At 65.7% G+C, this 20,873-nt stretch carries 19 protein-coding genes and 1 pseudogene; 9 read left to right on the top strand and 11 right to left on the bottom strand.

The features are described 5' to 3' along the window. Positions 1-456 precede the first annotated feature (456 nt). Positions 457-2,988 (bottom strand): tetratricopeptide repeat protein, encoded by a 2,532-nt coding sequence (locus VF106_RS17485; protein WP_330840792.1) that lies wholly within the window; start codon positions 2,986-2,988, stop codon positions 457-459. Between the two features lie 228 nt (positions 2,989-3,216). On the opposite strand from VF106_RS17485, the gene VF106_RS17480 reads away from it, so the two are divergent. After that, positions 3,217-3,351 (top strand): hypothetical protein, encoded by a 135-nt coding sequence (locus tag VF106_RS17480; RefSeq protein ID WP_330840791.1) that lies wholly within the window; start codon positions 3,217-3,219, stop codon positions 3,349-3,351. A 1,332-nt stretch (positions 3,352-4,683) separates the two neighbouring features. Here the strand turns inward: VF106_RS17480 and VF106_RS17475 are convergent. Beyond that, a complete protein-coding gene (locus tag VF106_RS17475; protein WP_330840790.1) occupies positions 4,684-5,010 on the bottom strand; it encodes a hypothetical protein in 327 nt (108 codons plus the stop codon). Between the two features lie 185 nt (positions 5,011-5,195). On the opposite strand from VF106_RS17475, the gene VF106_RS17470 reads away from it, so the two are divergent. Next, positions 5,196-6,068: a hypothetical protein gene (locus tag VF106_RS17470; RefSeq protein ID WP_330840789.1), complete on the top strand. Its 873-nt coding sequence runs from the start codon at positions 5,196-5,198 to the stop codon at positions 6,066-6,068. Positions 6,069-6,442: 374 nt separating this feature from the next. Here the strand turns inward: VF106_RS17470 and VF106_RS17465 are convergent, their stop codons facing one another. Then, positions 6,443-6,589, bottom strand: a complete 147-nt coding sequence (locus tag VF106_RS17465) for a hypothetical protein (RefSeq protein WP_330840788.1) — start codon at positions 6,587-6,589, stop codon at positions 6,443-6,445. 193 nt (positions 6,590-6,782) lie between these two features. Between VF106_RS17465 and VF106_RS17460 the strand changes: the two genes are divergently transcribed. Together VF106_RS17460 and VF106_RS17455 are read left to right on the top strand one after the other, a co-directional pair. Beyond that, positions 6,783-7,283 carry a site-specific integrase gene (locus tag VF106_RS17460; protein ID WP_330840787.1) on the top strand — a complete coding sequence of 167 codons (501 nt, stop codon included), beginning with the start codon at positions 6,783-6,785 and terminating at the stop codon, positions 7,281-7,283. Between the two features lie 514 nt (positions 7,284-7,797). Continuing rightward, on the top strand, positions 7,798-8,211 hold the full coding sequence (locus VF106_RS17455; RefSeq protein ID WP_330840786.1) for a response regulator: 414 nt from the start codon (positions 7,798-7,800) through the stop codon (positions 8,209-8,211). 25 nt (positions 8,212-8,236) lie between these two features. Here VF106_RS17455 and VF106_RS50905 read toward each other — a convergent pair whose 3' ends face one another. After that, positions 8,237-8,647: a DUF190 domain-containing protein gene (locus VF106_RS50905; RefSeq protein ID WP_414639001.1), complete on the bottom strand. Its 411-nt coding sequence runs from the start codon at positions 8,645-8,647 to the stop codon at positions 8,237-8,239. A gap of 444 nt (positions 8,648-9,091) precedes the next feature. Further along, positions 9,092-9,184 (bottom strand): annotated as a pseudogene (locus VF106_RS17445) (RNA polymerase sigma factor WhiG); the annotation flags it as partial. 625 nt (positions 9,185-9,809) lie between these two features. Between VF106_RS17445 and VF106_RS17440 the strand changes: the two are divergent. Beyond that, positions 9,810-10,310, top strand: coding sequence for a hypothetical protein (locus tag VF106_RS17440; RefSeq protein WP_330840784.1), 501 nt, complete (start codon positions 9,810-9,812; stop codon positions 10,308-10,310). 161 nt (positions 10,311-10,471) lie between these two features. Here the strand turns inward: VF106_RS17440 and VF106_RS17435 are convergent, their stop codons facing one another. The 3 genes from VF106_RS17435 to VF106_RS17425 form a co-directional block, all read right to left on the bottom strand. After that, positions 10,472-10,627, bottom strand: a complete 156-nt coding sequence (locus VF106_RS17435) for a hypothetical protein (protein WP_330840783.1) — start codon at positions 10,625-10,627, stop codon at positions 10,472-10,474. Between the two features lie 425 nt (positions 10,628-11,052). Continuing rightward, positions 11,053-11,355, bottom strand: a complete 303-nt coding sequence (locus VF106_RS17430) for a hypothetical protein (RefSeq protein WP_330840782.1) — start codon at positions 11,353-11,355, stop codon at positions 11,053-11,055. A 339-nt stretch (positions 11,356-11,694) separates the two neighbouring features. After that, positions 11,695-11,988 (bottom strand): hypothetical protein, encoded by a 294-nt coding sequence (locus VF106_RS17425; protein ID WP_330840781.1) that lies wholly within the window; start codon positions 11,986-11,988, stop codon positions 11,695-11,697. Positions 11,989-12,151: 163 nt separating this feature from the next. On the opposite strand from VF106_RS17425, the gene VF106_RS17420 reads away from it, so the two are divergent. Continuing rightward, on the top strand, positions 12,152-12,412 hold the full coding sequence (locus tag VF106_RS17420; protein ID WP_330840780.1) for a hypothetical protein: 261 nt from the start codon (positions 12,152-12,154) through the stop codon (positions 12,410-12,412). Continuing rightward, positions 12,409-13,197: a hypothetical protein gene (locus tag VF106_RS17415; protein WP_330840779.1), complete on the top strand. Its 789-nt coding sequence runs from the start codon at positions 12,409-12,411 to the stop codon at positions 13,195-13,197. The genes VF106_RS17420 and VF106_RS17415 overlap by 4 nt, the downstream gene beginning before the upstream one ends. On the opposite strand, the gene VF106_RS17410 is transcribed toward VF106_RS17415, so the two are convergent. Both VF106_RS17410 and VF106_RS17405 read right to left on the bottom strand, forming a co-directional pair. Next, entirely contained in the window at positions 13,181-13,372 is a 192-nt protein-coding gene (locus tag VF106_RS17410; RefSeq protein ID WP_330840778.1) for a hypothetical protein, read from the bottom strand. The two genes, VF106_RS17415 and VF106_RS17410, sit on opposite strands and share 17 nt — an antisense overlap. Then, positions 13,366-13,821: a hypothetical protein gene (locus VF106_RS17405; protein ID WP_330840857.1), complete on the bottom strand. Its 456-nt coding sequence runs from the start codon at positions 13,819-13,821 to the stop codon at positions 13,366-13,368. Before VF106_RS17405 ends, VF106_RS17410 begins: the two co-directional genes overlap by 7 nt. 587 nt (positions 13,822-14,408) lie before the next feature. Between VF106_RS17405 and VF106_RS17400 the strand changes: the two genes are divergently transcribed. After that, positions 14,409-16,328, top strand: coding sequence for a Calx-beta domain-containing protein (locus tag VF106_RS17400; protein ID WP_330840777.1), 1,920 nt, complete (start codon positions 14,409-14,411; stop codon positions 16,326-16,328). A gap of 527 nt (positions 16,329-16,855) precedes the next feature. Here the strand turns inward: VF106_RS17400 and VF106_RS17395 are convergent. Further along, complete coding sequence (locus VF106_RS17395; RefSeq protein ID WP_330840776.1) at positions 16,856-17,338, bottom strand: hypothetical protein; 483 nt, start codon at positions 17,336-17,338, stop codon at positions 16,856-16,858. Positions 17,339-18,516: 1,178 nt separating this feature from the next. Here VF106_RS17395 and VF106_RS17390 point away from each other — a divergent pair. Next, on the top strand, positions 18,517-20,676 hold the full coding sequence (locus tag VF106_RS17390; protein WP_330840775.1) for an InlB B-repeat-containing protein: 2,160 nt from the start codon (positions 18,517-18,519) through the stop codon (positions 20,674-20,676). The last annotated feature ends 197 nt before the right edge of the window (positions 20,677-20,873 follow it).

Here is a 20,873-nt window from a genome sequence, read left to right as displayed (position 1 = left end):
GACCTGCTTCCCGACACCATGAACGCACACAACCCGGCCCACCACACCTCCCACCACCACGCGCACCCGACTGCAAGTGCGCTACCGGCTAGTGATCGCACACCCGTCAACAGCTGTTCCGCTCCGCCCCCGGCCACACGAACGGACTAATGCGCACACGTCCATCAAGTGCCCCAACCGCTAGCTCGAATCCTACTGCGGGGTGGGAGGTGGGCCTGTTACGCGGTTGCTTGGCCAACAAAATCAACGGCTCAACTCTTCGACAGGCTAACTCGTGCGCCCATCACGGTCTCCCCGCCTGGCTTCACACGCGAATTAGTAAGCCGGGTCTGAGAGAGGTCGGAGGTCGTGGGTGACCACTGGCTTCAATGTGTAGAAAACCGGATGTCGAACGCTTGCAATGGTCCAGCCGTTCTTCTGCACCGCGCGCGGCCAACGTGGTGACTACGGCTGATGCTATTGGGGTGTGGGTAGTTCCCACGGCTGGGCCGTCACGCTACCCGGTTCTATCCCGTACAGCACGATCTGTGCCGCCTCCTGCCCCCGGCCGGCATGCCGCAGCGCCTCCGCGAGGGGAGACATCGTCGGTGGCGCTGACGTGCTGCCGGGTAGTGAAGACCATCCTTCCTCCATCGACTCACGGAGCACCGTGACAGCCTCGTCGTGGCGTCCGAGTAGCCCGACCAGTGCGGCCAGCCACAAGGTCGCCACCCAGCCGTGCTGCGCGGCCTGTGCTCGCAGTGGACGCTCGGCGGCTTCGAGGCAGCCTAACTCGCTAAACGTCTTCACCAACTCTTTTGCTCCTTGCAGGCTGTGCTTGGCGCTGAGAACGAACCAGTCGATCGCTTCCGGGATCTGATCGTGCCGCACCAGCCACCAGCCCAGTTTCCACATGGCGCTGGGATCGCCCGGCGTGCCGTCGTTGCCGGGTTGTGCGTGCGAGCGCAGCAGTCGCTCGGCCTCCTGGTCGGCGCCGGCCTCGCTCAGCCTGTCAACCAGGCGCCAGAGCGCGAGAGGTTCGCCCATGTCGGTGAGTTCGCGCAGCAGGACCATGCATTCCTCGTCCCTGTGCAGGCGGTCCAGTAGGTCAATCAGGGACCACATGGCGGCGGGGCGCTTCGCTTCGATGTGTGGCCGCAGTACCTTTTCCGCCTCGGTGTGCCTGCCCTCGCTGCGCAGTGAGTCGGCCAGGGCGACCGCTTGGTTGGCGGATTCACCCTCGGTGGTGTGGTCCGATGTGTCGGTCCTTTCCTCGTGATGCCAGTTGAGTAGGTCGGCGAGGTCTATGTGCTGTGCCCCGCCCGTCGGGTTGGCTCGACGCCGCCACGCCCGCGCGTCTTCCTCCGCTCCACGGAAGTCACACAACGCCGCCAGCAGTTGCATCGCATTCGTGTCACCGGCATTGGCGGCGGGAAGGGCGAACCGCGCCGCCAACCGGTAGTACCCCCGGTTGACCGCTGCGGCGGCCAGCCGCCCGCAGTCTTCGACACCGGGTGGCCCCTCGGCAAGGGCTGTCGTTGACTCAGCCGACGGACGGATCCGGTCCTCGACGGCCTGGCCAGGCCGGGTCTGGTCGGCGGAGTCGGTGAGGTGGTCGAGGATGGCTTGCCAGAAGGTGGCGGGGACTTTGGTCCTGCTGCGTTCGTGCCCGGCGTGCTGGTGCAGATAGTCGGCGAGCAGGTATCCGGTGGGCTGGCCCATAGCTTGGGGTCCCATTACGTCAGGTGCGGCGGTCGGCGCCAGCGCAGCGGTCGCGCCGTGGAGTTGCTCGGTGGCGTAGGCCATGGCCGACTCGAACCAGCTGGTCGGGGCGGCAGCGCGTTGCCGGCCATTGCAGTAGCCGGGAGCCTCAGCGCGCAGCATTTGCGTGGTGACGGGGGACTGAACACCGAGGCGGGCAGCGTCGATCGCGGCGTTCAGCACCGCGGAGGCGTACGGGTCAGCGCCTTTCCAGCGGGCGACGAGTTGCGGGGCGGCGGCGATGACCTGGAACAGGCCGTAATCCGTTGATTGCAGGCCCAACGCGATCCGGGCGTCGCCGGCCGCTGCCGCCTTCCGCGCTCGTTCCAGTTCGACAGGGCTCAAGGCGGCGTCGAGGTGGACCACCTCGCTCAGGCCAAGTAACTCGCGTTCGCCAGCGTGAGGATCGGGCTGGCCGAGCATGGGCAGCCGCGTATAAACCGCATACCGGTCAGGCCACAACGTCGCGACCAGCACCGCACCCATATTCAACAGAGTGCGGACTGTCGCCGCGCTCAGCCCACCAGCGCCGTCAAGGTAGCGCTGCAGCTCATCCAGCCAGACCACCAGCCGGTCCGTCTGGGCACCTTCGGCGGCCTGGCGGACCTGGACGGCGTCGGAGGGATGTAGTAGCCACCACTCCGGCACCACCTCCCGGAGCGCCTCGAACAGGGTCCGGGACTTGCCCACCGACGAATCACCGGTCAGGAGCACGAAGCCACCGCGTTCCCGCGCTGCGGTCAGCTTGATACGCAGGTCGACGTCAAGATCGCGCGGCACGTAGACCGGCAGTTCGTCCTCGACGCCATTCTTGATGGCTGGGCCGTGGTGATTCGGGTTGCCGCAGCTGGGCTGGTTGAAGTTGGCTTGGATAGCGGCGTGCACGCCCAGCAGTCGGGCGCGGGCCTCCCGGACCCGCACCGTGCCGGCCGGGCGACGCAGGTGGGCGGTGTTGACCCGCTCCCAGGCCGCGAGCCACGGTTGTTGATCTTGAGCGGTGCTGAGGCCACACACGGTCAGGAACGTGACGACTGTGTCCCGCGACGGCATCGACTTGCCGCCGAGCAGGTCGCTCAGTGTGCTTTTCGGGAGCGTCGGCTGGCGACCGTCGCGCACCGGCAGCGCAGCGGCGCTCTTTATCAGCGAGGCTCGCGTACGCGTGCCGGCAAGCGCGGTGAACCTGCGGGCCAACTCTTTCAGTGTCTGGATGTCCGCTGGGTCGAGGACCTGTTCCGGATCGCCATCCACCGCTTGCGCCCTTCTGCTCTGTCCGGCTGTTCGACACCGGACCGCACCGGACACCGTAACCAGCGCATCAAATCTCGGCGTTCCTCCCCTAGTCACGGCCGGGCTCGTCGCCTCGGCGTGGCCGAGTCGCTCCGATCCCCTGACCGGACACCCCTCGCTCTTGCTGCACTACCAGCGTCCAAGGAGACCGGTCGGCTCCCGTCGTACACCACAACCTCAGGAGAAGCATTGACCTGCGAGAAGACCACCGAAACCGCGAGGCCGACGCGACAACGCAAGATCGGTATCGCCGCACTCGCCGGCGCCGTGTCCGGCGTCGTCCGAGCGATCACCGCTTGGATCCTCGAACACCTGCTTCCCTAGCCAAACCAACCCGAGCAGCGAGCCTGCGCACTTCATGTCCTGTGCTGGCCCGCTCTCGAGTTGGATGACCAACTCGTCTCTTCCCCCGAACGGGCTACTTGCTGTACCCGTTCGGATGTACCAGGGAGGGGTACGGTAAGCGCAGGTGACGATGTGATGGCTCACGCTGTTGGGCGTTTCGGCGCTACCTCTGTACGACGAGAACGACAGAGGCGGACCACGCCGTTGCCATCGGGAGTTCTCCAGGAGCAGGTCAGCTATAGAAATTCCTTGACGCACGTGCGCAATCGTGCCGTATTCACCGCCGATGGGGCGTGGGCGTGTGATGCCGATTATCGCGGCGGTCGAAGTTTCATATGCCTCCAGATGCTTTTGTTCTTAATGTTCGCAAGGTCGTCAATGCAGCCCCAGAAGCCGGTTCAGAGATTCGCCAACCGCGTACCAGACGCGACGTCCCCTTAACGGGTGAACACCGACCACTTCACCCAGGATGAAGATCGATCACGTGGACTGAGCCTCCATCATTGGAACTGACGGAACCTCACCCTAGGCCGTGCACGTTTATCCACACCCGAAACCTGCATGCTGCAGCACATCGCGCTACCTGCTGACCTCGATCTGTAGAGAGCGAACTGATCGACTATTGCTTAAGTTCGTCGGACCAACCGACACCCTGAATTGTCATGTGGAGCCATTTGTCCGGCTCAGGATTTAGCCCCGGCAGCGCCCGTAGTTCTGCCCGGCATCGCGCCGCAATATCCCGCACTTCGCTGACATCGTTGAATACGAGGTACCATTTGTCGAATCGTCTTCCAGGCTTCCAGCCTGGTCGATCCCGCCAATGATCGGTGATTCGCTTGGCTGCACGGATTGTCGGTGCTGGATCAGTCATCTCAGATCTCCGAGGGGTGAGCTGAGGCGGGTCGTCTCAAGGTCGTAGTCGTCAAGGACGATTACCCGATCGGCAGGCCAGATAGATTCACTGACCTCTAGTGACGGGACTTGAACCCGTCACGTGGGCGTGTCGCACCTGCGTTTTCGCAGGACGAACCTTTTCGGTCATGCGGTTCAGTACGTTTCGGTACAGGCGAATACGGCTCGATACGCGGTTAGTACCCCCGGCGGGGGTACGGGTGAAAGCCGGCCTCGGCGCGACCGAGTTGGCCGGCGGGTGAGGTTGGCGGATCCGAGGTAGGCGTCTGACGCGGCCGGGCGCAGCACCGGGTAGCCACCACCAATCCATCCTAAGGCGCGGTCACCCATGTCGGGTGAATCTTGACCCCTGCCCGTCATGGATCGCTCGCGCCCACGACTCTCTCTCTGAGGCGACACTCAAGGAGGGATCACGGTGGGGAAAGGCATGGCAATCGCGATTGCCGGCTGCGGCATGGCGGCGATGGGAATCCTGATGCTCGCCGGTTGCACGGGTGTCCCTGAGCCCGGGCCGCCCACACCGGAGGCTGTTTCCACGGACACATCTGGGCAATCCGACCTGCCCAACCCCGGCTTCTCCCCACCGGATCGATCATCGGCCACGGCGGAGATCTCGGCCACTGCAAAGATCTCGGCCACGGCAGAGGTTTCGGCCGCGGCGGACGACGCGTACGTGTGCGGCACGCGGAGCGCGCCGTGCGAGACGCCAACGACCATCCACTTCACTGGTGCACCGGGGCCATCCACATTGTCGGTTCCCGGATTATCTCCACCCGCTCGGTCATCATCCGCTGAGGACTACACATACGCATGCGGCATACGGTTCGAGGAGAACAGCGGCGGCGACTGCGCCAGCGGGGAGCCGCCTGAGCCACCCTCCGAGTCGAGCGAATCGCCGGGGTGACGCGGCCGTGCTGGAGCAGGAGCGGGAGACAAAGCCCTCAGGGAGGTTCACCCTCCAGGGCTTCGTCGACCTGATCCTGAGCGCGGCCGCGCCGATCACCGTTGTGACCGCGTTGCTGGTCTATACGGGCTGGACGCGGAACCGGGCCTATTACGGCTATTTCGGCCTCGGGCAGGAACTGCTGCAACCGTCCGTTCAGGACTACGTGCTGCGCAGCGCCGACGTGACCTTCGGTGCCGTCGTGCGTCTCGTCGCGGCCTGGATCGTGCTCCTCATGCTCGATCAGGTGTTCGTGGGTCTGCTCAGGAAGCGGGGCACCGATACCGATCGGCTCGTCATAGCCTTGGTCGCGGTCGGAGCGGCGCTGTCGATCACCGGGCTGGTCTCCGCGCTCGGTGTTGCCGGCGGGTTGGGCCTTCCGCCGCTGGTCGCGGCCACCGTCCTCGCCGTCGGCACCGGGCTCGTCCTGCGGCTGGGGTCGACCCTGTTCGCCGACAAGGCCGCCTCGCTCGGCATGCCGACGACGGTCACCCTCCACGTCGTGCTCGTTATCGCGTTGTTCTGGGCGGCGACCGTCTACGCACAGGACCTCGGCCGTCGAGCCGCGCGTGTCACCGACACGAACCCCGCCGGACTTCCGCTCGTCACGATCTTCAGCGAGAACTACCTGGATCTGCCCGGCTCCCAGACGCAGGCGACACAGGTACCTGGTGCCGACGGCGACACGTACTACCGCTACTCCGGGATGTCACTGCTCACGCATTCGAACGGCATATGGTTCCTGATCAGCGGCCGATACGCGACCGGCTACCGGTCATCCGTGCTGGTGCTACGCGACTCCGCCGACATCCGGGTCGAGGTGGCTGCGCCGAGGCGATAGGCGCGCTCACTGACGCTTCTTGTCGGCGCCACGCACGCTGTCGAGCACGGTGCGGCGACCACGGTGGTTAGCACGGCGGCCAGGCCGGGATCCTCGTCGGTCCGGGCGGACAGCGCGGACGGCGTTGCCGACGAGCGTGGCGAGTGAGACCCTTTGGCGGCCCGCACGATCTCCAGATCGGGGGCGATCTCTTCGTCGCTGGTGACCGCAGCGAGGATCTGTGAGGACGTCGCCATGAGCGCTGGAATCAGCTGGGGTGTACCAGTGCGTCCACGTGAGCCAGGTCGCGGCGCTGTAAGTGATCGGGTCGGTGCCGGTTGGCGCGGTGGACGTGAGCTGGTCGGACCAGGACACGGCGTCAACCTCTGATCAGGTTAGGCAGCCAGGCCAGGACTGCCGACCGGCAGCCACCACCACGGCGAGAGTCCGGACCACGCGGGCACGAGCCCCAACACCCCGAGCCATAACCCGGCCAGCACCGGGTTGAGCCACGGCCCGTCCTCGTCGAGCACGACCGGCACGGCAGGTCACAACGCAGTCGAGCGCCGGATGCGCGGATACTCCGGCGGGCGCTGACTGGGTGGGCGTTCAACATCAAGAAGCGTGACAGCGCCAAACCAGAGGAGATTGAGCGGGCGCTGAAATGGATGGCCTCGAACACGCTACCCGTGTCGCGGTTGGACGATGTCGCGATGCTCCCGGACCGCGCTCGAGATGCTGTCCACAAAACTTGATGGCAAGCAGGGAGCCGCCAAAACGGTCACGCGGAAGCGTGCCGTCCTGTATAACGCGCTCGACTACGCGGTCGAGTTGAAAGCCCTATCGGCAAACAATCTGCACGACGTGAAATGGACCGCTCCGAAGACTGTACGGGCCATCGACAAGAGGGTAGTCATCAACAAGAAGCAGGCGAAACGGCTGCTGGACGAGGTGGCAGCACAACTGGTGGAGGGCCAGCCGCGACGGTCATCCGGCCCGCGTCTGAAGGCCTTCTTCGCGGTCATGTACTACTCGGCATTGCGACCTGAGGAGGCCGCGATGCTGAGCAAGCCGGACCTCCAATTGCCAGAGGAAGGCTGGGGCGAACTGCTGCTGTCGCAGACGGCCCCCACCGCAGGCGCCGCGTGGACCGACTCGGGGGAACGACGCGATCGACGACAACTGAAACAGCGAGCGGAGGCGGAGGAGGTCCGGCACGTCCCGGCCCCGCCGTAGCTCACCAAGATCCTGCACGAGCACCTGAAGGAGTTCGGCACAGCTGCAGACGGCCGGCTGTCCGCAACCTGACCGGGGGCCATCTGCCGAGTGCACCATCGCCCGGGTGTGGGACAAGGCCCGCAAGGCCGCGCTGGCCGAGGACGAGCTGGCGAGGTCGTAGCCCCAGTGTCGTTCGTTCGGCTTCTCCATGAGGGCGGCCGCGATTTGCACGAGCGCGTGTGTCATCCGTAACGGCTTGTGCTTGTGCTCCAGTCATGGAGACCCGCTTCTTCGCGAACGGGTGGCATTCTGCGCCGACCTTGCCTTTTCGGTGCCACGATGATTCTGGTTTGTGGTTGTCTGAGAGTTCGCAACAAACCTCTGGATGTAGGGGCTCGCCGAGGGGTGTCTGTGACAACGCAGGCAACGGAGATGATGTTCGACTCCGCGGTTATCGGTGGGGCCGAGGCGGCGATCGGGTCCGTCAGCTAGGTGCTGGCGTGCTCGATGAAGTGTGGGTAAGTCGATGGCCATGATCTTGATCGTCGATGACCTCCTGGTCAACCGTGAGGTGCTGCGCACGATCCTCAGCAGTCGGGGTCATCGGGTGTTGGAGGCTCATGACGGGGCGGAAGCCTTGGTCACGGTCGGTGAGGAGATGCCTGACCTGGTGGTGACCGATATCGTGATGCCCGGGATGAACGGTTACCAGCTGGTGCGGGAGCTGTGTTCGAAACCGGAGACAACGAGGTTGCCGGTCATCTTCGCGACTGCCAACTTTGTGGAGCTGGAGGTTATGCCGCTCGCCCGCGCCTATGGCGTGCGGCATGTGCTGACCAAAGCGGACAGCTTGGAGAAACTGTGTGCTGCGGTCGAGGCGGAGCTCGGCGGGTGTGTGTCGCCCCAGTCGGCGGCGATCAACGAGATCGGATCACCTGCGGACTAATGCGAACCATGAACGAGGGTCTTCTTCACCGCTGGGCCCAGCGGTGCCGCTGCCCCGACGTTGAGGCCGCTGTTCGGTCGGCTGTTCGGTGAAACAGCGGATGACGTCGATCGTGTCCAGCGTCTAAGAACCCATTGATCTCCAGTTTGTCCAGTCGTGGCAGGAAACCATGGACGCGGTTCTCGGCGATGATGACGATCAGTTGCGGCAGTCTGCCGGGTTGGAACCGGTGCTGGAGATGGATACGGGCGATGCTGTCGGATCTGTCGATCTCGCGTATCACGGTCGCCTCGACCAGCCTGGCCGTGCGAGCGCGATGGACGATTTCGGCGTACAGCGACCAGTGATGCCAGATGTCGCCCTGTCCGGTGAGGACGACAATCGAAGCGTTTGCCCCGAGAGCCGGCTCGCTTCCCGCTCGCGGATGACGAGCCACAGCGTTTCCGTGATGTTCCGGCCAGGAACCATGCGGCCTCCACGGCGAGGCCGAGATCAGGCCATGCCCACGGGCCTGGCGGTTTCCATCGCAACGATCGAGTGAACGCCCGCTCTGGTCATGCGGTCAACGGCTCGTGGCCGTTTCCCCCATACGTGTAGCCGACAGCACGACGGACCCGTACGGAACGCGACGAGGCAAACTCGTTGCGTCGACGGGCGTGTCTGCCCTCACCATGCTCCAATACGGGGTGAGGTGGGCCGGTACAAAATTGCATGTGGGGCCGGTCCACCTCCCGAATGACGAGATCATTCTGATCTGCTCTGCGGTCGACCACAGGGCGAACACACCGCGATGCAATCCGACATCCGAGTGCTCAAGAACCAACTCGCCACCGCCCGCCAGGCCAGCCGGGCCGGTCTACGCGGTGCCTCCTGCGCCTCTGAGCGTGACCACGACCCGGTCCCGCTGGGCGAGGTGCGCGATCACCTGGGCGAGTTGGCGCCGGTTGTCCGGGTCGACGAGCGGCGCGACGGGAACCTACGCCTCCTGGTGCGCGCGATAACGGCCTGTGATCTCTCGGTGGTGGCATCGCGAGCACGTCGGTTTCAGGGCGGAGCGATTTGTGTTCGCGGAGTGGCTCACGCCCCGCAAATGTCCGAGCATTATTGGCGATGTGATCATTGCAAGGCAAAATTTACGTTTGATCTGAAAGGTATCGTGACCGCTCCACGTGAGATAGTATCTGCCGAGCCTTCTGTTCAGTCAGTAAGCAGTTCTCTCCGAAGTGCTTGCGCGGTCGGGTAGATAGCGTGGCCGAGTCTGGAGTGGACGATCGAGTTCACTGCATGGAAACGATCGCGCCATCTCGGTGACAGAATCGGCGATTCCTAGGCAGGGTCCGGTTCTGGGTATAAACTTCTTCGGTTCACCTTGAGTGCGGAATTCGAGGTGGGTACTGAGGAAATATCCAATACAACGTCCGGCGATTGGAACAAATCCGGCAGGTCGTGGTTCGAACAGTCGTAACGTCAGGATGACGACGCCCGCAGGGCGTCGCGGCACACGCGGCGGAGGTCCGTGCTGTGTGACGCCTGCCGGAATTCTGGATTCCAGCGCTCGACAGTCAACACACTGATGCCGGAAAGATTGGCGAACATCCATGAAACGAGTATTGGTACTTTTGTGTACGCCGCTGCTTCTGCTGGTGGCGTTCGCACTGCCGGCCAGCGCCGACAGTCCACACTTCCTGCGGGCGTCGGCCAGCCTGAGCGGCACGGAGCTGACGGTTTCGTTCAAGGAAGCGGGGCTGGGCAACAACGCACAGATCGACTACGTGGCCAGCGCGGACGCGACGGCCACCTACGTCTGCGTGAACAGAGGCGGATCCAACCCGAGCGCCGCCAACAAGACCACCGTGACCGCACCGGTGTCGGAGACCGGTACGTTCACGTCGGGGAAGAACGGCTCGATCACCGCATCGCTCACGATCAGCCCGCCGGGACCGGGCAGTTTCACCTGCCCGTCGGGACAGAGTCGGCAACTCGCGTCCGCGAGCTACACGAACGTGGCGATCACGGACACGACCAACAACGTCACAGAACCGATCGCCGGCACGTTCACCACAGGGTGCCTGCTGCCCAACGTGCGCGGTGCGTGCTGACCCATCAATACCGCGAAGTGGGGCGGGCCGGTCTACCCGACCGGTCCGCCCCACTTTCCTGTCTGCTGGTGCGTGAATTCCGCACTGCCACCGTCGGGTGTGGACAGCAGGGTTACCGGGGTTGTCCAGGTGAGGGACGTTAGCGAGTCCAGGGTGGTGCGCTAATCGCCTACTCTCGCCCATACAGGCGACGTGCGCAGCGTCGCCGCGGACACGATCGGGTTCTCGTTCCACTTCCCGTTGGGCCACTGGTAGACCACGGTGTCGTCAGTGCGCACGTACCAGCGGCCATAGCTGTCGGGGGCGTCGGCGCGCACGTAGACCTCGGCGTCGTCCAGACCGGCCGGTGTGGTGTCGGGAGTGGTGGTTACGCGGCCACCATACGTCCGTGTCGTGGCAGGTGGCAGCCCTTTACACCGGTGGTGGCCGCAGATCGCCGGGGTCGCTCGTCTTGATGGCCTGGTCCACCTTGTCGGGGTCGAACTCGCCTGAGTCGTGCCGCTACACGGCCTGCCACACCTTCTCCAGTTGGGCGAGGCGCTGGTTGGCGTCGTCGATCAGCGCGCACGTAGCGGGCCTGTTCGCCGGCCGAGGTGTGGGTGAAGCCGAGCGCGTCCAGCCGGTTGACCATGTTCTCGATGTCATCGCGCTGGTAGCGGTGTATGGGTCCTTGCTGCGTCCGCTCATGACTGTGGAGGGTAGTTCCACTTCCAGCCGCGCTGTCCGTCCTCCTCGCCGCCCATCAGCTGCAACGCGATGATCCCGGACGCCTCGGTGACTTCAAGGTCCATGACGCCCTGATGCTGCTGGTTGGGCCGTGGGTGTCCGGCAACTTGTTGACAGAGGGGTCCGCGCACATCCCGAAGTTGGTGTCACGCGTGACGCTGTCCTTGTCGATCTCCACGAAGCTGAACGGGTTGCTGATCCCGTCGACGCGGTCGACGACCTTCGCGTCGTTGCCGGTGGCGATACGGAGGCGCAGCTGCAGCGTGTGCCCGCCCTCGGGGTGGGAGCCGAACTCGCTGCACGGCGGGTCCACCTCCACCTTGTTGATGGCGAACGAGACTCCAACCTCGCAGTTCTTGCCGGCCCCGCCGAAGCACGCGGTCTCGCCGAGGTGCTTGACGATGAACCCGCGCTCGTTCGTCTGCTGCCGGGCCTGGTCGGTGTCGGCCGCGGCGTTCCCGCTCGACCCGGTAGCGGGTAGGTCAGGTGCGTTCTCGCCGCTGCGTGCTGGAGTCGTTGCCGCAGGCGGTCAGTGCGAGCGCGGCGCAGGAAGAGCGCAAGGGCGCTTCACAAGGTTGGTCACGTTCCCCAGTCCTGTCATGTGGTGGTCGGGCGGTTGTCGACCAGTAGACGTGCGGGATCGGTGACCGTGACGCCGCTACAGGAAGTACGGTGGCCGCTCGTCGCGGGGCTCGTGCTTCGCGATCGCCTGTTCGACCTGTTCCGGGCCGCCGTCGCCGGAGTCGTGCCGCTCCACCGCCTTCCACACCTTGTCCAGCTGCTCGATGCGCTGGTTAGCGTCGTCGAGTAGCGCGAGCACGTAGCGGGTCTGTAGCGCAGCCCACGTGCCGCTGCCCACATGGTCGAGCCGGTTGGCTATGGTCTCAATGGCCTCTCGTCGGCCTTTGCCGAGCAGGTACTGGCGCAGGTACTCGAAGCTGTCGCCGCTCATGCGAACGATCCTCCTGTGCGTTCGGGGGAGCGGTTCAACCTACCTGGCTGTCTGCCACGTCGTGAGCCACCAATCGTTTCTGAATTGATTGAGGTGTTGTGCGAGAAGCGAACGGAGCGCGTCATGTCAACCACTCCGCACACCACCCCGACCGGGGGTGTAGGTGAGTGAGCTGTCTGACCTGCTCGTCGCTCTCGCGGCTCTCGTCCCCGCACTCGCGTCGGCGTTCGTGCTCGTGTGGACCACCGTCAAGCGCTCCACCAAGCCGGACGACGTGGCCCGCTCCGCCGCAGAGTCCACCGCCGCAGCCATCGCCGAAGCACTGGCAGACGGCGAACTCACACCGGACGAAGTCGACACCATCCGCCGCGCATTCAACCCCGGCGACCAAGGCGGCCGGCACCACCGAGGCGGGACGGCATGACCGGTAACGACAAGGTCCAGGCCATCGCGGAAGCCGCGGCCCACCAAGCAGTCGAGCGACACGACCCAGCCCCACGCCACTTCCGGATCGTCGTGATCGTCGCCGGAGTCGTACTCGCCGTGTCCCTGGTGTTCGGCTCGGTGTACGCGCTGCTGCGGATCAACCATCTCCAGGGGGCCGCCGACGACAACGCCCGCATCGCCCAGGAACTGGGTGACCAGGTACGCGACCTCGGTGGCACGCCACGTGTCCAGCCGCCAGCCGTGAACGACCCGGACCCTGAGGACCCGGAGATCGACGACCCCGAGCGCCAGGAGTCCGAGATCCAGGACCCGGAAGTGCAGGAGTCCGAGACCCAAGACCCAGAGGTCGACGACCCGGAGGTCCAAGACCCGGAGATCGACGACCCGGATCCGGACGACCCAGACCCGGTCATCCCCGGCCCGCCACCGGCCGGCTGGACCTGGGTAGACGGCGACGGCCGCACCCAATCGTGCCAACGAACCGGCGGCCCGGACACCGCACCCACCTACACGTGCACCGCGAGCCCACCTCTCGACCTGCACGTCACCATGGCGGGTGCTGACGTTCGGGCCCGCGACGACCTCGCTGGTCGAGCCGGTGTAGCCGGTCGAACCGGTGGTGGCCGGCGCCTCGGCGACCGTGGACGTGGTGGTCGACGCCGATGGTTGGAACCGCAGGAGCGGGACCAGGGCGGCAGCGGTCAGCGCCAGGACGGGGAGTGCTCGCTTCACGACGTTCCTCTCCTCACGCGGCTAGGCTGAAGCGTTCGGCGTGGATCTGTGGCTTCGGCACCCGCAGTGCACGCAGGCTCCGCATCACCGCACCGGTCATTCCGGGCGGCCCGCACACGAACACGTCCCGGTCCCGCAGGTCCGGCACGAGCTGGGCGAGCACCTCCGGCGCCAGCCGGTCGGGCACCGCCGGGCCCGTCACCACGTGCAGCACCGCGCCCTTGCCGTGCGCGAGCGCCCGCAGCTCGTCGAGCAGGACCGCGTCCTGCGCCTCGTTGACGCGGCCAGGGGCAGCACCAGCTCGCTCGGCACGGGCGGGAAGATGTTGTCGATGCCGACGAGCAGCGCCGCGCCCGGCCCGCCCAGCGTGTCCATGATGTCGACGGCCAGGTAGCACGCGGCGATCACGGCGAGTACCTCGGCCAGGTAGAAGTAGCGCTCGTGCATCGACGGCAGGAGAAACGGCATCAGGGCGGCCGACGCCGCTCCCACCAGCACGATCCTCGTCGCCGTCAGCGGCTCCCGGCTGAGCAGGACGCCGAGGCACAGCCCGAGGACCACGAGCCCGGCCACGGCGACGCCGATGGGCCGGATCACCGCCACGTCGGCGCTCGCCGGGAGGAACTGGTAGACCGACGGCGCGTTCAGGGACAACCCCGTGTACGAGCCCGTCTGCTCGCGGTCACGAGTGTCCTACCCTCCGAGCTGAAGGTCACCGCCCCGATCAGGCGGAATTGCAATGGCCTGGGCTACCTCCTATTCGTCAACCCCTTGGGGCCGTCCGATCGCCCGCTGAACTACTGGATTGTGAAGTGCCTGGCCTGTCGTTGCCGTCAACGTGACGCTCCCGGCGAGTTATTGACAAGTGGTTATTGCGCAGAGCGTGGCGCCAACGCCTCGCCTGGCCCGACGGTGGGCGAGCGCTTCATAGACGGCTTGGACGTTGATGGCATTGGCGGCGTTGACCTCGAAGGTGAGACTTCGAGGTACTTGCCGGGGGACATAGGCGAAGGTGCGGACCTCGACGCTGACGATGTCGGGGCGTGACTACATGCCGTCGGTGGCCCGGCGGCATTGCAAGGCGGTGATCGCCACAGCCAGAGAGCTATTCGGGATCCTGACCATATTGGCGGGGATTTCCGCCCTTTGGGGCAGTGATATCCCGGCGTTCGGGTGACGCCGGTATTCCGTCCGGCTCGCTCCCCTCTTTCAGGTGTTCAGTTCACCTGAAGGGGAGATAAATGATCCGAAGATTCACTCTTGTCGCGTGCGCGACCACGGGTGCCCTGCTCGTGTCCGGTACGCCCGCGCTGGCCGCGCCGGGCGTGGATCCGTCCAGTGTGGACATCACGCTGTTGCCGGGGCAGAGCGCTGTGATCACCAAGAACGTCACGACCGCGGAGATCCCGCCGAACCCGGACCTCGTCCTGCTCGCCGACACCACCGGCAGCATGGCGGAGGCGATCGACGACGTGCAAGCCAACGCGAGCGCGGTGACCGGCACCGTGCTCGACGCTCAGCCGACCGCCCAGTTCGGCGTCGCCTCCTACCGAGACGAAGGGGACAGCTACCTGTTCCGGGTGGAGGAGGACATCACGGCCAATACCGTGGCGGTGCAGGACGGTATCGACCAGTGGGCGGCCGACGAGGGTGGGGACACCCCGGAGTCTGCGATCAACGCGCTGTTCGAGCTGGCCAACGGCGCGATGAACTACCGGCCGGATGGCACGAGGATCGTCGCGTGGTTCGGTGACGCGCCATCGCACGACCCGACCAACGGCCGCGCCCTGCAGGCGACGATCGACGCGCTGGTGGCCGCGAACATCCGCGTCGTCGCGGTCAACGTCGGTGACGACCCCGTCCTCCAGCCCGGCCTCGACGGCGACGCCGTCGACACCCCGGAGGACGAGTCCGGTCAGGCGACTGCGATCGCCGAAGCGACGGGCGGGATCCTGCTGAACGCGGCGGACGACGATGTGGCGGAGGCGATCCTCCAGGGCATCCAGGCCATCGAGTCCATGGTCACCCCAACGGTGACCAGCTGTGACCCGCAGCTGACCGTGACCAACGCACCGCCGAACGCGACGGTGGCCAGCGGTGACACGGCCACCTTCGACGAGACGATCACGGTCGCGAACGGCGCGGCGCCCGGCGAGTACCACTGCACGGTGGACTACCTGGTCGACGGCGTCTCGCGGGGCTTCGTCGAGAACACGACGGTGCACGTCCGCGGCCTCTCGGTCAACGACGTCATGGTCACCGAGGGCACCGGCGGCGCGCCGACCCCCGCGACGTTCACGGTGTCGCTGCTTGGCGGACCGAGCCCGACGCCGGTCACGGTGAACTACGCGACGGCCAACGGGACCGCGGCCGCCCCGGCGGACTACGCGGTCACCGGTGGCACCGTCACGTTCGCCCCTGGGGAGACGAGCAAACCGGTCACCGTCCCGGTCGTCCCGGACGCGGTGGACGAGCCGAACGAGACGTTCACGCTGAACCTGTCGTCGCCAAGCACGGGCGTGGGCATCGTGGACGGCCAGGGTGTCGGCACGATCGTCGACGACGACCGTGACGGTGTTTGGTCGTGCACCGCGACCGCCGCGGACGTCGCCGGGATCACCGCGGCGGTGGCGAATCCCGCCAACCTGCCGTGTGTCGACGACAGCAAGACCGTCGCGTCGGCGTCGCTCAACGCGGGTCTGATCAACGTGAACACGACCGCGCTGACCGCGCACACGAACCTCACCCCGGACAACCAAGCGCTGCCCCCCGCCGCGGGTGACCGCGCCGAGTCGTCCGCGAGGATCGACAAGACGACGATCAGCACCCTGGGGCTGAACATCGAGCTGGGTGTCATCCAGTCGCAGGCGACGGCATCATGTGTCGCCGGGCCGGGCGGGTTGACGCCAGGGTTCGCGGGCAGCTCGAACGTCGCGTCGCTGAAGATCAACGGAGTGCCGGTGACCGTCGGGTCGGCTCCGCTGACCGTCCCGCTGGTGATCGGTTCGCTGAAGCTGAACAGCACCACCGTCGCGAACGGCGTGGTGACGCAGGAGGCCGTCGCACTGGAGACCCCGCTGACACGCATCGTGCTGGCGAAATCCCAGGCCGACGTGCACGGCACGAGCGCCCACCCAAGCGGCACGCCCTGCACCCGGTAATCACGGCTGCCCAATACAAGGGTCACGAAGGGCTCCTTCCTCACGCTGGACGTGAGGAAGGAGCTCTTCGTGACACAGGCCGCTGGTCGCCGAGGACGAGGCCCAGCAACCTCACGGCGCCCGCGCTGCCCAGTGTGCTCCGGCATCATCCGGTGACGTGTTGCGAGCCGGCCTGGCACGGGATCGCGGGACGCGCGACGGTCGGTCGAGGTAGGCCTCCGGCCGTGATCGGGATAGGGGTGACAAGCCGTGCGGACCGTGACGCCGCCATGAGCACCGCTCGATCGCCGCCAACCTCCATCAAAATGCGGCCTCCGAACCAGCAGCACGCCACGGCTTGCTCGGTCTCGAACATGACCGGCCCGCGCTGTGTATTCAGGCCAGTACGGGGGAGGGCAGGGCCCTGCTACGGAGTAGACGCAGTAGCACGCCCGGTGTGTTGGGGTTGACTTCGCCGTCGACAGAGAACGCCGTGACCAACCGCCAGCACCGGGCGGACATGGAGAGTCGGCATGCCCTGGACTCAGCTAGTAACTCCAAAGGTTCAGCGCTTCCATTCGGAGACTCTGCCCAACGGTGCCCACTTCAGCAGCATGCCCCCCGGGCACGGCGCACTGTTGGTTCTGCCAGCCGATATTCTGAACGTACGCAATCGCACATATCGTTCTGTCGTCCGCCCTGAGGACCAGCGCCTCCATGCGCAGGCTCTGCCCGGTCGTGCCGACCGTGATCTGTCCGCCGGCTTCGGCGCACCGCTCGTCCTGCCAACCGATGTTCTGCACGTGCGCCTGGGCACAGAAACGGCTTCCGCTCATCGACAGTGACAAGGCCTCCATACGTAGGCTCGCTCCGGTCGTGCCAACAAAGATGTTTGCGCCATCGGAGCAGACCGTGAACATCCAACCGATGTTCTGCACGTGCGCCCTAGCGCAGAAACGATCCGTCGCGGTGCGCGACGCGGCGTCGGCAGCTGCCGGAGAAATGAATGAGACGACGAACACGGCGGTCATCACGCTGGCCGCGAGAAGTGGGCCAAGCTTTGTTGTTCCTCGCACGTCAGTGAGCCCTTCCGAGAACCTGCGGGTTGTTCTGTGTGATCAGTAGTGCGGTCGGGAGCAGGGCGAAAGCATCAGCGGCGATCTCCTGGTGTGCCCGGGCAGACCTGCGGCCGCGTCGAGCCTACGCGCAACAACGCTCTACATTGGACGGTGACTCGCGCCCTCCAGACTTATCACGCGTCGTGGGAGGTTAGCCAGCGAGGCAGGTCCTGACCCTCGGACCCGCAGGTCTCCCCGCGGTCAACTGGACAACACCTCCGCAGTGCCATCCATCATCAATGGATAGTCCGGAGTGGGACAACACCAAGAAAGGGTGAAGTCGCCGTCGCCCGCTCCGACGAGCTCATCGGTTGCAGACCTCCCTGCCTGTGCCCGGCCGATCCTCTAGCCTGCCGGACAATCACACCGAGACGTTAACGTTGAGCTCTCATTGTCGCCACACGGTGATCAGTCCCAGGATGTATGACGACTCGGTTCCTGCGACAAGGCGTCCAGTTCGGCGTGCAGCGGCCGGGAACCCTGCCCAGCGAGCAGGGCGAACGCCCCCATGGAGTCCGGCGGCGCGTTCACCTTCACGTCTACCACGACCCCAGGCGCGGGGTCCAGGAACGCTCTATGTCAAGGAAGGCGCCGGAGGCGACCTGAAACACGTGCGGTGCTGGCTGACGCGCCGACAGCGTCGGTTGTCCTCGGCCTGTGTGCGGAACTGGCCCGCGTGGTCCGCAACCTGGTATCGAACCCATCCTCCACACACCGCCAGACAGAACCCTAACGCTCCAGCTCGGCCTTGACGGCGCCGATGCAGTACTCGGCGCGGACGGAGACTGCGGAGGCATCCCGGACGCTGGGGTTGGCTTGAGTGTTCGACGTGGGGTTCCGGAGGAGCAATGCACGTGCGCCCTGACAGTTCGGCGAGGAGCAGGTGGGAGCCCTTGGTCTCGCGGACCTGGTTGGCCGTCGCGGTTACGTGGCGCGAGCTGGACGGCGCTGTGTCGCTGGTTATGAGGTGTGGAAGGCGTCGGCGTTCGGGGATGGCTCTAGCTGAGGTGTGGTGTCATCCAGACGGGGCGATGTGGGAGTTCACTCGATCGGGAGCGTGCAACACCAGGTCCTGACCGTCGTCAGCGGACATGATGGTCAGCGGCCGTTCTTTCGCGGATCCGGAGGTGAACGTGCGTCGTCTTGCTCTGGTGTTGGTCTGCTTTTTCCTTACCACGGTATCCGTGCCAGCGGTGGCGACGCCTCGCGAGCAGCCGGCTCGTGAGGACTCGCCGTTTCTCAATCCGAACCTCGTGCAGGTCGCCCAGGTTCCGGGAAGAATTCAGGACTTTTCGGATGCTCGTGTGCTTTATCTGGACTCCTCCTCGGGTGCGCCGAGGCTGAAGGTCCGGGACCGTGGCACCGGCATGGACATGCCCCTTCCCTTGGTGGCGGGACGGCAGATCGCACGAGGGTGGCTGACGCCGCGCGGCGTGTTCCTCCGCACGTCGGACAACCGTCTGTATGAATGGACGGGCGGAGAAGGTCTCACCGACCTGGGTGCCGGTGGGACGGTGCTGGTAAGGGGTCCCTACGCGGCTTGGGAGAACACGGAATGGAGTAGGCCGACATCCATTTCCCGTCGGGACTTCGCCACGGGCCAGACAGTGGAGGTGGCGCGCGCGAGAGACTTGGGCGAGTACCTCGAGGAGACCTTCGTGCTCGGCGACCTGGCCGACAACGGTGATGTTGTCTACAGCGATGTGGTCACCAATATCGCATTCCATCCCTTTATCGCCGAAAACTGGATAAGCCGTTATCGCGACGGCGTGACGGACGTGCTCGTCGGCGACGATCCTCGTTGGGACAAATGGTCACCGGTATCAGATGGCACTACTGTCGTGTACCGGAAGACCGAGAGGATCCAGACTTGCCCAGCGTGCGGGAATCACATGGTGGCCCTGCATGACGGCACGCGGGAGTTCGGACTGACGGCGCGTGCGGACACCTGGATGATCCCCAACCCGGGTAGCGACTATGACGTCGCCGGTCGTTGGGCGGCTTACACGGCTTACCAGGTCGACGGTGAAGGTTTCCGAATGCAGGTGTGGCGCCGGAGCCCGGACGGTGCGCTCGACAAGCTCGTCGAGAGCCCACATGTGGGTTTGTTTGCGCGGCCCCTGTCCATCGTGTCTCTCGGGGAGGACGGGACGGTTCTCTACTCGGCCGAACCGGACGAGGTTGGCGGTCCGGTGAGTCTTTATCTCTCCGCGGTTGGGCAGCCGCCCGTTCTGCTCGCCTCGGGATGGGGTGGCTGGACCTCGCGCTACGGATCGCCGCAGTTCAACTTCGTGAAATCGCTCGACGCGCGAGGACATCTGGTGATCGCGGGGACACTGTATGCCCTGACCCAGGCGCCTCCGTTGGTGTTTACCGTCGAGATCGAGGGGCAGGGCGCGGTGACGGTCGACCCGTATGGACAGACGTGCCGCACCTCTTGCACGCTCCGGTACGCGGCCGGTGCCGAGGTCACGTTGACCGCCGCTCCGGACCCGGGGTGGCGGTTGGAGAAATGGAGCGGCGCCTGTGCCGGAAGCGGCGTCTGTGCTCTGCGGCTGCTCGCGCCGGCGACGGTGCACGCGCGGTTCTTCGTTCCGGCACGGTCGACCCCACCGGTTTCGGTCCTTCCTCGGGGTCGGCAACTGTCCGCGCAGACACCGGCGGTGATCCCGGTGGTGACCTCGTGGACGTCGACCTCGGTGCACGGCGCGATCAGCGCTGTTCAGCTGCAGGTGTCGGTCAACGATGGTGGTTTCGCGCCGGTTCCCTTGCCCAACGCCACGACATCGAGAACCGAGTCGACGGTGGTACCGACCGCGAGCTACCGGTTCCGGGCCCGTGGGGTGGACGCCCAGGGCCGACCCGGTGACTGGAGCAGCGGCAACCCCTTCACGGTGGATGCCTTCCAGGAGACGGCGGCCGGCTACTCGCCGGGCTGGACGACCCGCTCGGTGTCGTCGGCCTGGGGCGGCAGCCTCCGCTCGACCAACCAGCCATCCGCGTCGGCGACCGTGATGTTCACTGGTAGCGAGTTCGCGATCGTGGGAAGCGCGAGGCTGCTGCCCGCGACGTTCGATGTCTACATCGACGGGACTCTGCGAGAAACCGTCCACAACTGGTCCATTCTGCGGGTCGATCGCCGCATCCTCGCTGCCTTCAGCATCGCGCCGGGCACTCATACCGTGCGCATCGTCCGAACCGCCAGCAGTTACGGCCCGCTAGAAGTGGACGGTTTCGTCGTGCTCCGCTGACTCCGGGCCTGTAAAAAGAGCTCCTTTGACGGACCCGTTTGGGCGGACGTGGCCATGTCCGGGCTGGGAGTGGGTGCGACGCGGGGGCGGTGTAGGTGTACCGCTTTGTGGGCGGGGCTCATGGCGAGTAGCAACCCGACGATGGCGATGACGAGGTGCCACCAGCCGTCGGTCACGGTGAGTTCGAGTGGGTCGCC

It is taken from the genome of Actinophytocola sp. (genome assembly GCF_036378875.1).
Classification (GTDB): domain Bacteria; phylum Actinomycetota; class Actinomycetes; order Mycobacteriales; family Pseudonocardiaceae; genus Actinophytocola.
Note: the sequence above shows the minus strand (reverse complement) of the source record. Positions and strands in the feature narration are given on the sequence as shown.

What these genes read in the sequence shown, in the direction of transcription:
- VF106_RS17395 (WP_330840776.1), bottom strand. Translation starts at nt 17,338, where the DNA reads ATGACCGCCGTGTTCGTCGTCTCATTCATTTCTCCGGCAGCTGCCGAC.
- VF106_RS17460 (WP_330840787.1), top strand. Translation starts at nt 6,783, where the DNA reads ATGCTGTCCACAAAACTTGATGGCAAGCAGGGAGCCGCCAAAACGGTC.
- VF106_RS17455 (WP_330840786.1), top strand. Translation starts at nt 7,798, where the DNA reads ATGATCTTGATCGTCGATGACCTCCTGGTCAACCGTGAGGTGCTGCGC.
- VF106_RS17390 (WP_330840775.1), top strand. Translation starts at nt 18,517, where the DNA reads ATGATGGTCAGCGGCCGTTCTTTCGCGGATCCGGAGGTGAACGTGCGT.
- VF106_RS17440 (WP_330840784.1), top strand. Translation starts at nt 9,810, where the DNA reads ATGAAACGAGTATTGGTACTTTTGTGTACGCCGCTGCTTCTGCTGGTG.
- VF106_RS17415 (WP_330840779.1), top strand. Translation starts at nt 12,409, where the DNA reads ATGACCGGTAACGACAAGGTCCAGGCCATCGCGGAAGCCGCGGCCCAC.
- VF106_RS17400 (WP_330840777.1), top strand. Translation starts at nt 14,409, where the DNA reads ATGATCCGAAGATTCACTCTTGTCGCGTGCGCGACCACGGGTGCCCTG.
- VF106_RS17425 (WP_330840781.1), bottom strand. Translation starts at nt 11,988, where the DNA reads ATGAGCGGCGACAGCTTCGAGTACCTGCGCCAGTACCTGCTCGGCAAA.